General features: G+C 43.0%; 15 protein-coding genes, 2 tRNA genes and 2 rRNA genes (1 of these 19 cut by a window edge). 11 read left to right on the forward strand and 8 right to left on the reverse strand.

Features of this window, described 5'->3' with window-relative positions:
- The 6 genes from BLO34_RS09240 to BLO34_RS09270 form a co-directional block, all read right to left on the reverse strand.
- Positions 1 to 269: ribosomal RNA gene (locus BLO34_RS09240) — 23S ribosomal RNA — on the reverse strand (it extends 2,556 nt beyond the left edge of the window).
- A 208-nt stretch (positions 270 to 477) separates the two neighbouring features.
- Positions 478 to 554: transfer RNA gene (locus tag BLO34_RS09245), tRNA-Ala, on the reverse strand.
- A 129-nt stretch (positions 555 to 683) separates the two neighbouring features.
- Positions 684 to 757, reverse strand: a tRNA-Ile gene (locus BLO34_RS09250).
- A gap of 155 nt (positions 758 to 912) precedes the next feature.
- Positions 913 to 2,434, reverse strand: a 16S ribosomal RNA gene (locus BLO34_RS09255).
- The 16S and 23S rRNA genes sit together here with 2 tRNA genes alongside, the layout of an rRNA operon.
- 588 nt (positions 2,435 to 3,022) lie before the next feature.
- Entirely contained in the window at positions 3,023 to 3,736 is a 714-nt protein-coding gene (locus BLO34_RS09265; protein WP_090754686.1) for a pirin family protein, read from the reverse strand.
- Between the two features lie 93 nt (positions 3,737 to 3,829).
- The gene (locus tag BLO34_RS09270; protein WP_090754688.1) at positions 3,830 to 5,110 is read right to left on the reverse strand and encodes a multidrug effflux MFS transporter; all 1,281 of its coding nucleotides are present in this window, start codon (positions 5,108 to 5,110) and stop codon (positions 3,830 to 3,832) included.
- Between the two features lie 112 nt (positions 5,111 to 5,222).
- Here BLO34_RS09270 and BLO34_RS09275 point away from each other — a divergent pair, with 112 nt between their 5' ends.
- The 10 genes from BLO34_RS09275 to BLO34_RS09315 all read left to right on the forward strand — a co-directional run bounded on the left by BLO34_RS09275 (position 5,223) and on the right by BLO34_RS09315 (position 14,547).
- The gene (locus tag BLO34_RS09275; RefSeq protein WP_090754689.1) at positions 5,223 to 5,879 is read left to right on the forward strand and encodes a hypothetical protein; all 657 of its coding nucleotides are present in this window, start codon (positions 5,223 to 5,225) and stop codon (positions 5,877 to 5,879) included.
- A gap of 3 nt (positions 5,880 to 5,882) precedes the next feature.
- Positions 5,883 to 7,145, forward strand: coding sequence for a kynureninase (gene kynU / locus BLO34_RS09280; RefSeq protein ID WP_090754691.1), 1,263 nt, complete (start codon positions 5,883 to 5,885; stop codon positions 7,143 to 7,145).
- Between the two features lie 20 nt (positions 7,146 to 7,165).
- On the forward strand, positions 7,166 to 8,560 hold the full coding sequence (locus BLO34_RS09285; protein ID WP_090754694.1) for an FAD-dependent oxidoreductase: 1,395 nt from the start codon (positions 7,166 to 7,168) through the stop codon (positions 8,558 to 8,560).
- The gene (locus BLO34_RS09290; protein ID WP_090754696.1) at positions 8,560 to 9,777 is read left to right on the forward strand and encodes an NAD(P)/FAD-dependent oxidoreductase; all 1,218 of its coding nucleotides are present in this window, start codon (positions 8,560 to 8,562) and stop codon (positions 9,775 to 9,777) included. The genes BLO34_RS09285 and BLO34_RS09290 overlap by 1 nt, the downstream gene beginning before the upstream one ends.
- 6 nt (positions 9,778 to 9,783) lie before the next feature.
- A complete protein-coding gene (locus tag BLO34_RS14575; protein WP_157686756.1) occupies positions 9,784 to 10,074 on the forward strand; it encodes a hypothetical protein in 291 nt (96 codons plus the stop codon).
- Between the two features lie 92 nt (positions 10,075 to 10,166).
- Positions 10,167 to 11,681, forward strand: coding sequence for a 2,3-bisphosphoglycerate-independent phosphoglycerate mutase (gene gpmI / locus BLO34_RS09295; protein WP_090754698.1), 1,515 nt, complete (start codon positions 10,167 to 10,169; stop codon positions 11,679 to 11,681).
- Positions 11,682 to 11,748: 67 nt separating this feature from the next.
- Positions 11,749 to 12,339, forward strand: coding sequence for a thioredoxin domain-containing protein (locus BLO34_RS09300; RefSeq protein WP_090754700.1), 591 nt, complete (start codon positions 11,749 to 11,751; stop codon positions 12,337 to 12,339).
- Between the two features lie 55 nt (positions 12,340 to 12,394).
- Positions 12,395 to 12,754, forward strand: a complete 360-nt coding sequence (locus BLO34_RS09305; protein WP_090756578.1) for a cupin domain-containing protein — start codon at positions 12,395 to 12,397, stop codon at positions 12,752 to 12,754.
- Positions 12,755 to 12,966: 212 nt separating this feature from the next.
- Positions 12,967 to 13,776, forward strand: a complete 810-nt coding sequence (map, locus tag BLO34_RS09310) for a type I methionyl aminopeptidase (protein ID WP_090754702.1) — start codon at positions 12,967 to 12,969, stop codon at positions 13,774 to 13,776.
- Between the two features lie 6 nt (positions 13,777 to 13,782).
- Positions 13,783 to 14,547 (forward strand): class I SAM-dependent methyltransferase, encoded by a 765-nt coding sequence (locus tag BLO34_RS09315; protein ID WP_090754704.1) that lies wholly within the window; start codon positions 13,783 to 13,785, stop codon positions 14,545 to 14,547.
- Here BLO34_RS09315 and BLO34_RS09320 read toward each other — a convergent pair.
- Positions 14,537 to 15,583 (reverse strand): FAD:protein FMN transferase, encoded by a 1,047-nt coding sequence (locus tag BLO34_RS09320; protein WP_090754706.1) that lies wholly within the window; start codon positions 15,581 to 15,583, stop codon positions 14,537 to 14,539. The genes BLO34_RS09315 and BLO34_RS09320 overlap by 11 nt on opposite strands.
- Before the next feature lie 130 nt (positions 15,584 to 15,713).
- Here BLO34_RS09320 and BLO34_RS09325 point away from each other — a divergent pair, with 130 nt between their 5' ends.
- Positions 15,714 to 16,499, forward strand: coding sequence for an SDR family NAD(P)-dependent oxidoreductase (locus BLO34_RS09325; protein ID WP_090754708.1), 786 nt, complete (start codon positions 15,714 to 15,716; stop codon positions 16,497 to 16,499).
- Here BLO34_RS09325 and BLO34_RS09330 read toward each other — a convergent pair.
- On the reverse strand, positions 16,496 to 16,858 hold the full coding sequence (locus BLO34_RS09330; RefSeq protein ID WP_090754710.1) for a Na(+)-translocating NADH-quinone reductase subunit F: 363 nt from the start codon (positions 16,856 to 16,858) through the stop codon (positions 16,496 to 16,498). The two genes, BLO34_RS09325 and BLO34_RS09330, sit on opposite strands and share 4 nt — an antisense overlap.
- Between the last annotated feature and the right edge of the window lie 81 nt (positions 16,859 to 16,939).

Raw genomic sequence — 16,939 nt, forward strand, 5'->3', positions numbered from 1 at the left:
AAACTGAATGGTTTGGGCTATTCCGCGTTCGCTCGCCACTACTAGCGGAATCACTATTGTTTTCTCTTCCTCCGGCTACTTAGATGTTTCAGTTCACCGGGTTTGCTTGCCTTACGGCATGACATGTCTTCAACATGACGGGTTGCCCCATTCGGAAATCTGCGGATCACATCGTATGTGCCAATCCCCGCAGCTTATCGCAGCTTATCGCGTCCTTCGTCGCCTCTGAGAGCCTAGGCATCCCCCATACGCCCTTAATTTGCTTATGGTATTCAATGCTGATCTTCTAACGATAGAAAATCAACGCCTTGCTCTTGTATTCTTATTTTACTAATAACAAACACATCTTTCAATGTGCCTATCTGTTTCTCGTTTAATCTTTTCAATATGTCAATGAACGTTTCATACCCAGCTTGACTAGGTATCTCTTCAGGCTTATTGCTAAACTCGAAGAGATTCCCACCTACGTGGGAACTTTGGTGGAGAATATCGGAGTCGAACCGATGACCTCCTGCGTGCAAGGCAGGCGCTCTAGCCAGCTGAGCTAATCCCCCATTGTTTGGAATTCAGAATTGTGAATTCAGAATGATGAATGTAGAACTCTCTAACTTCTAGAATTTCCTTCAATATATATAATGAACTGAGTGCGATTTTAGCTTTCGCGAAAGCGTAATGTTTAAAAGTAGTCTCAGGCAGACTCGAACTGCCGACCTCTACATTATCAGTGTAGCGCTCTAACCAGCTGAGCTATGAGACTGTAACATACCTCGAAAGGCACACCACTCGTCTTTCGACTTTTTTTATAAATAAGATTGACAGTTGTACTAGATAATAATATAAACAAACACGCCATTTGCATGTAGTAGGTCACGGAACTCTCATTTTTAGGTTCCATTATTTCAGGAACTCCAGAAAGGAGGTGTTCCAGCCGCACCTTCCGGTACGGCTACCTTGTTACGACTTAGCCCCAGTTACCGGTTTTACCCTAGGCAGCTCCTTGCGGTCACCGACTTCAGGTACCCCCAGCTTCCATGGCTTGACGGGCGGTGTGTACAAGGCCCGGGAACGTATTCACCGCATCATGGCTGATATGCGATTACTAGCGATTCCAGCTTCACGTAGTCGAGTTGCAGACTACGATCCGAACTGTGATAGGGTTTATAGATTCGCTCCCTCTCACGAGGTGGCTGCTCTCTGTCCCTACCATTGTAGCACGTGTGTGGCCCAGGACGTAAGGGCCGTGATGATTTGACGTCATCCCCACCTTCCTCACGGTTTGCACCGGCAGTCTCGCTAGAGTCCCCGACATGACTCGCTGGCAACTAGCAATAGGGGTTGCGCTCGTTATAGGACTTAACCTGACACCTCACGGCACGAGCTGACGACAACCATGCAGCACCTTGCAAACTGTCCGAAGAAAAGCCTGTTTCCAAGCCTGTCAGTCTGCATTTAAGCCCTGGTAAGGTTCCTCGCGTATCATCGAATTAAACCACATGCTCCACCGCTTGTGCGGGCCCCCGTCAATTCCTTTGAGTTTCATTCTTGCGAACGTACTCCCCAGGTGGGTTACTTATCACTTTCGCTTGGCCACCCAGCTCTCAATCGAGCCGGACAGCTAGTAACCATCGTTTACGGCGTGGACTACCAGGGTATCTAATCCTGTTCGCTACCCACGCTTTCGTCCCTCAGCGTCAATGTATTGTTAGTGACCTGCCTTCGCAATCGGTATTCTATGTAATATCTAAGCATTTCACCGCTACACTACATATTCTAGCCACTTCACAATAATTCAAGATGTTCAGTATCAATGGCAGTGCCGGAGTTGAGCCCCTGCATTTCACCACTGACTTAAACACCCGCCTACGGACCCTTTAAACCCAATGATTCCGGATAACGCTTGCACCCTCCGTATTACCGCGGCTGCTGGCACGGAGTTAGCCGGTGCTTATTCTTACGGTACCGTCAGCCCTCTACACGTAGAGGGGTTTCTTCCCGTACAAAAGCAGTTTACAACCCATAGGGCCGTCTTCCTGCACGCGGCATGGCTGGATCAGGCTCTCGCCCATTGTCCAATATTCCTCACTGCTGCCTCCCGTAGGAGTCTGGTCCGTGTCTCAGTACCAGTGTGGGGGATCTCCCTCTCAGGACCCCTACCTATCGTAGCCATGGGGAGCCGTTACCTCTCCATCTAGCTAATAGGACGCATACTCATCCATTACCGTAACCTTTAACCAGTAAGCCATGCGGCTAGCTGGTACCATGAGGCGTTAATCCAAATTTCTTCGGGCTATTCCTCAGTAATGGGCAGATTGTATACGCGTTACGCACCCGTGCGCCGGTCGTCAGCGGAGCAAGCTCCCTGTTACCCCTCGACTTGCATGTGTTAGGCCTGCCGCTAGCGTTCATCCTGAGCCAGGATCAAACTCTTCATCGTAGAATCTTGTTAAAAAGATCTCTTGCGAGAATCCCATAACCTATATACTACTAGCAATTGGCGTTCTTGTCTGTTTACACTATATTATAATTATTCTTACCGGTCCATCCCTTTCTAAAAAGGAACAAACCTGTTCTTTTTGTGCTGTCAATCAATATCTCAATGAACTTATCAGAAGCTATCTTTTTGGAACCTTCGCCAAGGCCTCTTCACGATGCCTAAATACTCCAGTCTTCCACTACTCCTGATGAACGTTGCTCTGAATTTCGACGTAACGTCTCTTGCAAAGCGGGTGCAAATATACAGATACATTTCTCTTCCAACCAAATCTTTTCAAAAGAAAAATGCAATAAATCCACTATTAAATTTCAACACCCTGATTTACAAAAAAATACAAACTCAAAAAAATTGAAATATTTTCCGATAGCATATGCTTTCCATCAACTTCTCTACGAAATCAACACCTCATCAACCAAACCCGTTACTCCAAACTCAATCAAAAACACTCCCAAAACCTAAAGCGAAACTTACAACAACAGAAAAGCAGCCCACAGAGGCTGCTCTTGAAAAATCAATTTGTTTATGAGATTAGAATTGCATAGGTACTTCAATCAGTAATAATTCAGATTGAGATGCTGCTTTGAAATTTATGGAATCAGACTCTGTAATACCGATGGCATCACGATTACTTAATCGATCTCCTTCTATTTCTACTTCACCCTCTATATTCATGACATAGACACCATTTGCAGAATTCTTAAGCTTATACTCTTTCTCAGTCTTTGGGTCCATAGAAATTACATGCATCCATGCATCTTGATGAATCCATACCCCATCGTCATCTGGAGACGGTGAAAGAATTTGTTGAAAGGTGTTTTTACGATCTTCTGCTTTCAGCTTTAATTCATCGTATCTGGGTTTGACATCTTTCTTATTTGGAAATAGCCATATCTGAAACAACTTTAATTCTTCTGTCTGACTACCATTATATTCTGAATGCGTCACACCTGTTCCTGCGCTCATGACTTGGACCTCTCCAGTTTTGATCTGCGCTACATTTCCCATACTATCTTTATGTTCTAAAACACCAGATAAAGGAATGGTGATTATTTCCATATTATCATGTGGATGGGTTGGAAATCCCGCTCCTGGAGCTATGACGTCATCATTCAAAACTCTTATGGCTCCAAAATTAATGCGCTCTGGATTATACCAGCTAGCAAAACTAAAACTATGGTTTGCGTTTAACCAGCCATGATTTGCATGGCCGCGACTTTCTGCTTTATGGACTACTTTTTTCATATTCTAAAAGTAATATTTAATTGTACCTACAACAAAATGTTTAAATAACTTTAATATTTAGATGATCATTCCATCCAAAATTGTCACTATTGATTATGCTGCCTCCCGACGTTGTTTGATGCGATGAGGATGATGGTAATAAGCTTTCGCGAAAGCGTACCCATGACCATACTCCACTTTATAATATACTACAGCTATACAACCAGCGATACTACATATGGTTACTATCAATAATAACGGCATGATCCCGTCCACCAGTAATTGGGCTACAAGTGTACTGGCTATACTCCCAAATATCATACTCACCGCTCCTACCAATGCACTTGCACTACCTGCCTGGAGATTGAAGGGTTGCAGACTAAGTGCTGTAACGTTTGGGTTTTGAAAACCTATAAAGAACAGCATTGTGAACAAGCCTGGATAAATAACCCAGAAGTGTGGTTGCACCAGCAGGCTGTAAATAGTTATACCACAAGTAAGAAATGCCATAATAATCGCAACGGTAAATGTGATTTGGAAAGTCGTAAATCTCTTTAAAAAGAGCCGGTTGAGTTGACTTCCTAAAATTAGTCCGGCAGCATTACCGCCAAATATGTATCCGAACATATCCTCACTTATCCCGAAAAATTCAATAAACACGAATGGTGCACTGGCTACATAGGCAAGGAGTGCACCTATAGCAAAACCACGTGTGGTTGAAAAAAGGAAGAAATCCTTATTCTTATATATAGACCAATATTCCTTGGCTACTCTAGTTGGCCTCAAACTAGTGGAGCTGATAGGCTCTGCACTTTCTGGTAAAATATAGACAACATTGAAAAGCATTATGGCAGCAAAGCCTGCGAGACAGAAGAAAACAACTTCCCAGTGAAAGGCGGTAATAATGAATCCGCCAACGGTTGGTGCTATTATCGGAGCAACTCCCATGATGAGCATGAGCGTGCTCAATACATCTGCCACTTGATCTTTTTCAAAATAGTCCCTTACCACAGCCTTGCTAGCAACCATACCAGCACAACCACCCAACGCCATAAAAAACCTAAAAAATGCAAGTGACCAAAGATCCCATGCTAGACCGCAAAGAATACTCATTAATATATAGAGCGTCAAACCTACAATCAATGGCTTCCTGCGTCCATACTTGTCCATTAAAGGTCCATAAGCAAGCTGCCCTAATCCTATACCTATAAAATAGGTAGTCAATGTGAGACCTATTGCGCTGGTATCTACATTAAAATCTCCTGCAATTTGTTTAAACGCTGGTAGATAAGTATCAATAGAGAATGGTCCAATAGCAATAAGCGTCCCCAAAAGTAATATGATGACGTTCTTTCTTCTTTTACTGATCTTAGTTTGTACTATCTTTTTTCTCACGATACAAAGGTACTTTCCATTCTAGCGACAGAGACCATATTCACAAACCTTTACAATTTTATAACGCCCTAGAAATCGTACTTTTGATCCTCAAAATCCAACAACCACAATTATGAAAAAATATCTTTTACCTATAGTATTTTCTGTCGCGCTTGTTTCCTGCAAGAATGAAAATAAGGATGAAATCGCCGTTGAAGAAACTCCTGAATTATCCATGCAAGTTGCCAACACCAGCGGGCTCGAAAGTTGGAATGATGTAAATATGGTAGAGTTTACCTTTAATGTAGAACGTAATGGCGAGACAATGGCCTCACGTGAATGGGATTGGAATCCTAAATCTGACCAGGTAACTCTTAATTCAAATGATGAGACCATCACCTACAACCGTAAACAAGTTAATGATAGTCTAGCTATGAGTGCAGATCGCGCTTTTGTAAACGATGTTTACTGGCTCTTGCCACAATTCAAGTTAGCTTGGGACAATGGTAAAGAAATTTCTTATCCAGAGTCTAGCGAAGGTAAAATGGTTAAAGTCCAATATACCGGTAACGATGGATACACTCCTGGCGATCGTTATGATATGGTGATTGATGAAAATATGATGATCGACAAATGGATGTATTACCCAAAGGGCGCTACAGAACCAGCCATGACAACATCCTTTGAAGATTACAAAGATTATGAGGGAATAAAAATAGCGACCAATCACCGCTCGAAAGACGGCACTCTAAACATCTACTTCTCAGACATTAACATTAGTAAAGAATAATAAATGACATTTGATTCCACTAAAGAGTATGCTCAATCGCTTGATGCTGCAGATAGTTTATCTCGCTTTCGCGAAAGCTTTACCATCCCCAAACATACTGACGGGAAAGAAAGTATTTACCTATGTGGAAACTCTCTAGGAGTTCAACCCAAAAAAGCAGTGGAATATGTTGCTGATGAGTTGAATGATTGGGCACAATTAGGCGTCAAGGGACATTTTGACAAGACTTTCCCATGGACTCGATACCACGAGTTCCTCAACAAACCCATGGCCAAAGTCGTAGGCGCTTTACCCCATGAGGTCGTGGTCATGAATACCTTGACGCCTAACCTGCATTTTATGATGGTAAGTTTTTACAAACCATCAGGTAAGCGCAGGAAGATTGTCATGGAAGCAGACGCTTTCCCTAGTGACACCTACGCGGTGGATTCACAAATCAAGTATCACGGTGGAAACCCTAAAGAAGACGTCATTTTATGGCAGCCTAGACCGGGAACCTCAACGCTGGACATGGAAGATCTTCAATCGATATTTCAGAACCACGGTGACGAGATCGCTTTGGTAATGATCGCTTCCATTAATTATTATACAGGTCAGTTCTTTGATCTAAAAAAAATAACAGAGCTAGGCCATTCTCACGGTGCGATGGTTGGCTTTGATTGTGCGCACGGTGCTGGAAATGTTGATTTGAAACTGCACGACAGCGGCGCTGATTTTGCCGTATGGTGTACCTATAAGTATATGAACTCTGGCCCTGGAAGCATTGGTGGATGCTTTGTCCATGAGCGCCATGCAGATAATGACCAACTAGATCGTATGGCAGGCTGGTGGGGACACAATAAAGAAGAACGCTTTTTAATGAATCCCAAATTTGATCCCATCTACGGCGCCGAAGGCTGGCAACAATCAAACGCTCCCATATTGAGCATGGCTCCCATTCGTGCGAGCATGGAGTTGTTTATGGAAGCTGGATGGCAAAATATTTTGGAAAAATCCAATCAACTTACCAATTACCTAGAATATCTAGTCAACAATATTGAAGGCGATCGCATCAAAATCATCACTCCCAAAACACCCAAAGATCGCGGCTGTCAATTATCATTAGCCGTCAAAAATGCAGACAAAAGTCTTTTTGAAGCCATAAGTGATAGAGGTGTTATTGCAGACTGGAGAGAGCCTGATGTAATTCGCGTTGCACCAGTACCTTTATATAACTCCTACTTGGATTGCTGGAACTTTGTCCAGATCCTGACGGCAGCTCTTTAAGCGCCTCCTAGAAACTTTTAATGAAGATATCAGATACTAATACCAACATTCTAATCACTGGAGCAGGTCTTTGTGGTGCGCTGTTGGGATTGAGACTTGCCCAACGTGGCTACAACGTGAACGTACTGGAAAAGCGACCAGACATGCGCACAAAAATTGTTGATGCAGGCAGATCCATTAACCTAGCTCTTTCAGATCGCGGGTTGAGCGCCCTTAAAATGGTTGGCTTAGGTGACAAGGTAAAAGAGTTGTGCATTCCCATGAAAGCACGAATGATTCACCCAAAAGATGGCAAAGTCCTAACCTCTAATTACAGCGGTAGAGATGATGACTACATTAACTCCATCTCCCGTGAAGACCTCAACAAATTATTGCTGGATAAAGCAGATGAATACAAAAAAGTCCAGATTGATTTCAAAAGAGAAATTACCAGCGTTGACTTAAGACAAGGCAGTGTTGACTATAAGAACCTGGAGGATAATCAAATCAAACACTGGAATCCGGATATTTTACTGGGTACAGATGGTGCTGGTTCAAGAGTACGTGCCGCCATGGCACGCCAGCGCGATTTTTTCTTTTCTTATACAACTAATTGGCTACCGCATGCCTATAAGGAATTGCGCATGCCACCGGCAGACGATGGCGGCTGGCGCATTGACAAGCATGCTTTGCACATCTGGCCACGTGGTGGTTTTATGTTGATTGCCTTACCTAATCTCGATGGCAGTTTCACCATGACGCTATTTATGCGCCGCAAAGACTCACCCCACAGTTTTGAGGAGATTACTACAGATGATCAGGTGACTGAATTTTTCAAAGAAGAATTTCCAGATGTTTACGATCAGATTCCAGACCTGTTGGAGCAATACCAGCGCAATCCGGTGCCACCATTGGGAACCGTGCGTTGCTCGCCTTGGGCCGCTCATGGCAAGGTGTTGATGATGGGCGATGCCTGTCACGCCATCGTACCATTTTATGGTCAGGGAATGAATGCCGGCTTTGAAGACGTATTGGTTTTTGATCAAATCTTGGAAGAATGTGAAGATTGGGACGATGCCATGAACCGATTTTCTATCGAGCGCAAACCAGATACCGATGCCATAGCAGATCTAGCGTTGGACAATTTTGTCGAGATGCGGGACAGCGTTTCACATCCCAATTTCCAGACCAAGCGTGCTATTGAGATGAAGTTGGAGTCCGCTTTCGCGAAAGAGCAATACTCATCAAAATATTCACTCGTTACTTTCCCTCCAGAAGGAATGGGATACCGTGAAGCAATGATCAAAGGCCGCGCACAGGACAAGGCCATCATCTGGCTCATTGACAATAACCTAATCAGCGTAGATGACAATGCTGAGAGCTTATTGGCTGCCATCAACAAGAAAACGGAAGAGGTTATTTGGCATAGGAATTAATGAGTCCACATCATACAAATACTGATGTCATTATAGTCGGTGGTGGAGCTGCTGGGTTTTTTACCGCCATTAACCTAGCCGAGCAACGTCCAGATCTTTCCATCACTATTTTAGAACGTGGTAAAGAAGTACTGCAGAAAGTCCGCATTTCTGGTGGTGGTCGTTGCAACGTCACGCATGCCGAATTTGATCCGCGACCGTTGACGGGTAATTATCCGCGTGGTGAGAAGGAATTATTGGGACCTTTTCATAAATTCATGACGGGCGATACCATTGAGTGGTTTTCCAACCATGGCGTGGAACTCAAAATTGAGGACGATGGCCGCATGTTTCCTATCACAGATTCTTCACAAACCATCATCGACTGCTTTCTAAGACTTACTAAAAAATACAATATTAATGTTCAAACTTCGCAAAACGTAGTCTCGCTAGAGCGCGACAGTGAATGGAAGGTAACTACCAAAACTGATGAGTTCATGTGCGATCATCTTGTAATAACAGCTGGTAGCAGCCCAAAGGTTTGGCAAATGATGAAATCCTTAGGACATACCATCGTGGATGCAGTTCCCTCATTATTTACATTTAATATAGTCGATAAGGCCATTACAGATCTTGCTGGGATTGCAATGGAAGCTCGTGTAGAAGTACCGCAATTAAAGTTAGAATCCCAGGGACCACTATTGATCACCCATTGGGGATTTTCAGGACCAGCGATTTTGAAAATGAGCGCTTGGGGTGCAGTGGAATTGAACAGCTCTGGATATAAATTTGATTTGGTTATCAATTGGTTAAACCACTTAACTCAAGATGATTGCTACGAGGTACTCTTAGCCCAACGCGAAAACAGCAAAAAACAAATAAGCAACGATCGACCGTTCGATCTACCCAAAAGACTGTGGATCTATCTTACGGAAAGCCTAGCGCTACAGGAAAAAGGATGGGCAGATTGCTCCAACAAAACCCTGAACAAACTCGCTAACACTTTGACAGCAAGCGTTTTCAAGATTGACGGTAAGAGCACATTCAAGGAAGAGTTCGTTACCGCTGGCGGCATAGATTTGAAAGAAGTGGACTTTAGAACTTTAGCGAGCCGCAAACAGGAAAACCTCTACTTTGCAGGAGAGATTTTGAATATTGACGCCATCACTGGCGGCTTCAATTTTCAGAATGCTTGGACTGGCGGCTGGATGGTGGCGCAAGCGATAGGTGGGAAATAAATATTTATGAAAAAATATATCTTCCCGAGTGCAACCCTTTTAATCGTTCTCTACACGAAATTATATTGGTTTGCTACCTTCTCTAATTATAAGGGTTTTCCAGAAGCTAAGGAAGGTTATTTTAACCATTTCGGGTTGACTTCTGCAGACAGCACTTGGTTTTCTCTATCACTTCTAGCCATATTGATTGCCAGCTTTATTTATGTGGCTTTAATGATTAAGTCCAAAGTTCCCAGAATTATCTTTATTGTGCTCCATAGCCTTTTGCTTTTGATAGCACTGTGGGAATTGATGTAAGCTGCACTACTCCACTGTTTTCGCAATCTTAAGTCCATTTTACAACCAGGGTTAAGCGGTTTCCGTAACTTTATGGGCTTAAAACCATTCCATTGAATAAGAAAACCATGTTGATGATCCTTGACGGTTGGGGAATTACCCAAGACCCTAAAGTCAGCGCGATCGCACAGGCAAACACGCCATATATAGACAGTCTTTACGAGAAATATCCATACGCGACCTTGCGCACAGACGGTGAAAACGTCGGTTTACCTGACGGCCAGATGGGCAATAGTGAGGTAGGACATATGAATCTGGGAGCAGGACGTATCGTATATCAAGACCTCGCCAAAATCAATAAAGCCGTACGAGAGGACAGCTTGAAAGATGAAAAAGTGCTGGTCGATGCATTCGCTTTCGCGAAAGCGAACTCCAAAAAAGTCCACTTTGCAGGATTGGTATCTGATGGTGGTGTCCACGCACATATCAACCACTTAAAGGCGTTAATCGACGCTGCATTAAATTATGGATTGGAAGATATTTTTGTACACGCCTTTACAGATGGACGCGATGTTGATCCCAAATCTGGCGCAGGATTCCTAGAAAGTCTGGAGCAACACATTTCCAAAACACCGGCCCAGATCGCCAGCGTCATAGGTCGATATTTTGCCATGGATAGAGACCAGCGATGGGAACGCGTCGCAAAAGCATACCATCTAATGACAGAAGGTATGGGCGCACCCAGCCATGATGTGGTAGCTTCTGTTCGTGAAAGTTATGCTGCAGGACTAACAGACGAATTTATCGAACCCATTATAGCGCTTAACGGCGGTGAACCTGTAGCAAAGATTGAAAGCGGCGATGTCGTAATCTTTTTCAACTACCGAACAGATCGTGGTCGTGAGTTGACAGATATGTTGTGCCAGCGAGATTTTCATGAGCAAAACTGTCATAAGCTAGATCTGTATTATGTGACCATGACTACTTATGACGAGAATTTCAAAAACATCAAAGTAATCTTTGAGAAACCTAATTTGAAAAATACGCTTGGCGAGATTCTTTCCAACGCTGGTAAAAAACAAATACGAATAGCAGAAACGGAAAAATATCCTCATGTGACCTTTTTCTTTAATGGTGGTGAGGAGACACCTTTCCCTGGAGAAGAACGCATCATGTGCAATTCGCCAAAGGTTGCGACCTACGATCTACAACCAGAAATGTCGATTGATTGCGTTAGCGGTAAGATCATTCCAGAAATCAAGAAAGCAGAAGCAGATTTTATTTGCCTCAACTTTGCTAATCCTGATATGGTAGGCCATACGGGAAGCATGGAAGCTGCTGTTGCGGCTTGTGAAGCTGTGGACCATGCTGCGCAACAAGTTATAGATGCTGCCGTTGATTCTGGCTATACGATTATTGTGATCGCAGATCATGGCAACTGCGAGGTTATGATGAATGCTGATGGTAGCGTGAATACGGCACATACTACAAATCCAGTTCCGCTAATTTTAGTGGATCAAGATATTAAAGAAATAAAGGATGGTGTTTTAGGTGATATTGCACCAACCATTTTGAAATTGATAGGCGTGGAACAACCTGCAGAAATGACGCAGAGTTCTTTGATCTAATTTGAATTGGAATCTGCCTAGTGACTATTGATAAAACAACAACAGAAATATTATTTAAAATAACGAAATGAAAAAAATACTTATCACAGCGAGTGCTGCATTGATTCTAGCCGCATGTGGATCGCAAAAAGAAGCTACAGCTTCTAGTACAAGTGATGCCAAAACAGTAGCTACAGTTGAAATGACTAAACCAGAAGCAAGAATGGCAACTATGGTTAACGGTAACCTTCAAGGTGTAGCATCTTTGAAAGATTTTCAAAGTGAGCCTTTCAATTCATGGTTCAATCCACGATATGAAGAATACACTCCAGATGATGCGGTTGTAGCGGACTTGAAATCTCAAATGAAGGATGTTGAAGTGCGTGCCTATATGGGAACCTGGTGCGGTGATTCTAAAAGGGAAACGCCTAAATTTTTCAAACTACTTGACGCCGTAGGATATGATCAGGATGATTTAACAATGATTACCGTGGATCGCTCTAAAAGTGAACCAGCTGACCTTGTCAATGGCTACGATGTTAATCGAGTTCCAACCTTTATATTCTATCGTGACGGTGAAGAGCTAGGAAGATTTGTAGAATACCCTCGTGAGACATTGGAAAAAGATATTCTTAAGATTGTCAGTGGTCAAGATTACAAACATTCTTATGAGAATTAAAAATTAAGAAAATAATCTAGGAGAGCTTATCGCTCTCCTTTTTTAATCAATGGCTATGGATAAAATCAATCTTTCAGATAAGCTAGATCTCTTTAACGAAACTTGGACGCCAAAGATCATCAGCGAGCTTAACGGACAGCAGGTGAAACTAGCTAAACTTCACGGTGAATTTGTCTGGCACAATCATGCCGATGAAGATGAACTGTTCTACATTATAAAAGGAACGCTGATTATTGAATTCCGCGATAAGGTGGTAGAACTGAGTGCAGGCGAAATGATCGTGGTTCCCGCAGGAGTTGATCACAAACCCATAGCGCATCAAGAAGTTCATGTAATGCTCGTTGAGCCTGCGGCCATCAAACATACGGGTAATGTGAAACATGAGTTGACCAAGGAGAAGTTGGACTGGATATAGGAAGATATTCGTGGTTCATCTGTTCTACTTAATATCCAAGATCTCGCGTTAGGGATTGAAGTGGAAATCCTTATATCACGAGATAAGCGTGATAAAAGATTGTAACATAAAGCCCGACCGTAGGTGACGCCTTAAGCGGCACCGAAGTGGAACGCCCAAATCCACCTTGATCATACTCATATTTCCTATTTTTGCAGCTTGTAAAGAAATCAATGATAGTTACGAAAACAAAAGAGGAACTGGAAATCATGCGTCAAGCGGCGCTGATGGTGAGTAAAACCCTAGGAATGATCGCTGCAGAGATCAAACCTGGCGTCACTTCGCAGCGTCTAGATGACCTAGCTGAACAATATATACGAGACAATGGTGCGATCCCGGGATTTAAGGGATTGTACGATTGTCCCAGCACATTGCTGATTAGTCCTAACGAAGAAGTGGTTCACGGCTTGCCCAAAGATGTTGCCATCAAGGACGGCGATGTGCTTTCCATTGATTGTGGCGCCATAGTGGATGGTTTTTACGGCGATCATGCGTATACATTTACCGTAGGCGAAGTTCCCGAAGAAACGAAGTTACTACTCGAGCGAACTAAAAACTCATTATATATAGGTATCGAACAATTTCGTTTAGGGAATCGTGTGGGCGATGTGGGTTATGCGATTCAGGAATATTGTGAGGGTTTTGGATATGGTGTAGTTCGCGAATTGGTAGGTCACGGATTAGGTCGTGTGATGCACGAAGACCCGCAGATGCCTAACTATGGTAAACGTGGTCGCGGCAAAAAGTTCGTTGAAGGAATGACGGTGGCCATTGAACCCATGATCAACATGGGAACAAAAAGCATCAAGCATTTCCCAGACGGCTGGACGATCAAGACTCGCGATGGCAAACCTAGCGCGCACTTTGAACATGATGTGGCAATGGTGGATGGCGAACCAAGATTATTGAGTACGTTCGATTATGTACATGAAGTTTTGGGGATTGTTTCCAATGAGGAAGATCCATATCGTTGGAAAGATTAGAACCACTTGAAAAAACTCTTCAAATTCTTTCTTAACCTTATACCACGACCATGGTTGATTAGCGCGAGTTATGCCGTGCGGCCCATTCTGGCCTGGTGGTATCGTGGTAATCGTTATGAGGATCCCATTGATGGAAAGAAATTCCGCAGTTTTTTGCCTTATGGTTATGGAAACGTTAGGGAGAATGTTCTGTCGCCTTCTACCCTATCGTTGGAACGCCATCGATTGCTTTGGTTGTATTTGAAAAAGGAAACCTCGCTTTTCTCTCAGCCTACAAAGCTGCTTCACTTTGCACCAGAACAATGTTTTTATAAACGCTTTCGCGAAAGCGAGAACATCATTTACACCACAACAGATCTAAATTCACCACTGGCAGATGTTAAGGCGGACATCTGCAATCTACCGTTTGCAAACAATGAATTTGATATGATTCTTTGCAATCATGTGCTCGAGCATATTCCAGATGAACAAACAGCAATGCAGGAATTATATCGAGTTTTGAGACCTGGAGGTACGGCTATATTTCAAGTACCGCTTGAAAATGATAGGAAAAAAACCTTTGAAGATGATACCATCACAGACCGCGCGGAGCGTGCACGTATCTTCGGTCAATACGACCACGTTCGGGTTTATGGGATGGATTATTTTGAGCGCCTAGCGGCTGTTGGATTTAAAGTTCAAGCTGTGGATTACACAGCGACTTTACCTCCAGAAAAAGTTGATTATCACCGACTGGCTGCTGGAGAACTGATTCCGGTAGTTACAAAATAGGCTGTTTCACGTACTGGTTAAATCCGGGCGTAGTCTCAAATTTGAGTTCACCGTCAGTTCCCATATACATAATGAGCACCTCAATTTCGGGAAGATTTGCTAACAGTCTTCGGGATTTTTCCAGTGGCATTGCCATAAAAGCTGTAGCGTAACCATCTGCAAGTGTGCAGTTGTCTGCAATGACGTTCACGCCCAGCACCTCGCTGGGAACAGCTTTACCAGTCAGCGGATTGACAGTATGCACATATTCCTGACCACTTGCCTCATCAATTTTAAACTTACGGTAGTTACCGCTTCCTGCCATCGCTTTGTCTTTCAATTTTACCGCAGTGATAAGTTCTCGGTTGCCAGCTGTTTGGGTAGGGTCATCTATGCCTACGCTCCAATCCTGACCTTTTTCCAGATTGATTCCAGAAGCGGTAACCTCGCCACCTACTTCAACCAGATAATCTGTGATACCTTGATTTTCTAGCATTCTGGCGATGTAATCAACTAATGTTCCTTTGGCGATGGCGTTGAAGTCGAGGTAAATACCGCTGTGACTGGATGCTACGTAAAATTCATCTGGAGTTGCTGCGGGAACCATATCGAGTTTATAAAACCCCACATACTGCAACAAACTGTCAATCTGATACGGTTCAGGAATTTTCTCTTGTTTACCATCTGCTCCAAAACCATAAGCATTTACCAAATTCCCAACGGTTGGATCAAAATAACCATCGGTCTTGCGGTAGATTTCCTGAGCATAATCAAAAACTTCCTTGAACTCTGGACCTACGGCCACGCTGTCTTTTCCCGCATTGATCTGGTTAATTCTGGAATCAGGAACCCAAGTGGACATGCTTTGATTGAACAGATCGATCAAACTATCAACTTTTGGCTCAAGGTCGACGGTGCTATCTGAGAAATACTTGACACTATAAGTAGTTCCTATAGCATTCCCATAAATATCTTGAGTCGTGGTGGATAGATCCTGCGTTGCCTCTTTACATGAAAGAATAACAAAAAGCGAAACTAAAACAAGATAGAATTTCATAGCAATGATTTGAGTTTCAAAGTTACCTATACATCTGCATATCTATAGAAACATTTAAGAATACCTGCATATTTATAACTTTTCATTAATCGCTCCTGCCGTGATTGCTTAATATCTTTAAAGAAAAACAATGGACTTACAACTCAAAGGAAAAACAGCATTAGTAACCGGATCCACTAAAGGAATAGGAAAGGCGATTGCCAAAAAGTTACTGGAAGAAGGAGCCACCGTTATTGTTCATGGTAGCAGCGAGAAGTCTATAAATAAATCCAAAAACTATTTCGAAGGCTTTGATAAAGTCCGTTTTATGTCCGCAGACTTTGCAGTTGTTACATCCATCAATAAGATGATCAAGGATCTACCTGATATTGATATTCTCATTAATAATTTGGGAATATTTGGCGGCAAAGACTTTGAAGATATTACAGATGATGAATGGATGAATTTCTTTGAGGTGAACGTCATGAGCGGTATACGCATGAGCCGAGCGCTTTTTCCGCAAATGTTGAAAAAGAACGATAACGGCCGCATCATTTTTATCAGCAGTGAAAGTGGCTTCAACATTCCTGAGGAAATGATTCACTATGGAATGACCAAAACTGCACAACTAGCGGTTGCCAGAGGACTTGCAAAACTGACTAAAGGAACCACAGTAACGGTAAACAGTGTGTTGCCTGGACCGACTTATTCTGATGGTGTGCAGGATATGCTTGACAATATGAGCGATGGTGATTCTCACGACAAAGAACAGATGGAAGAACAGTTTTTCAACGAGCAACGGCCATCCAGTTTGATACAGCGATTTACAGATCCAGAAGAAATTGCCAACATGGCTGCCTATGTTTCCAGCCCATTATCCAGTGCAACTAATGGAGCATCACTGCGTGCCGAAGGTGGCATCGTTGATTTTATCTAATCCTTGATTTCAATAAGTCCTGCATAATTCACGACATAATCATCCTCGTGATGTACAGGCATATCATAATCCCTGGAATTGGCCAGGCCTACACCAGCAAAGTAGGTTCTGGCTTTATATTTTACGGCGTGTTCATAAACGGTTTGCATCAGCTTCTCGTCATATTCCACGGGATTTGCGGGATAAGTAACAGCACGCACTACTACAAAGTTTAGTTTTTTGTTTTTGAGCACTACAAACTGTGGATCTTTTTTGGGCTTTGAGTTCACGGCCAGAAAATCATAACCATCTTCCTCAAGCTCCTTTCCCACGATATTCATCGCTAGCTGGTGCAATTCCTGTTCTGTTAATGGAGTCATTTGACAAAGATACGTTCTGTAGTTGTTGTTGAGATGGTAGTAATCCCGCTTTCGCGAAAGCGGACTCATCATCAACCCTTT

This window comes from Nonlabens sp. Hel1_33_55 (assembly GCF_900101765.1).
Taxonomy (GTDB): Bacteria; Bacteroidota; Bacteroidia; order Flavobacteriales; family Flavobacteriaceae; genus Nonlabens.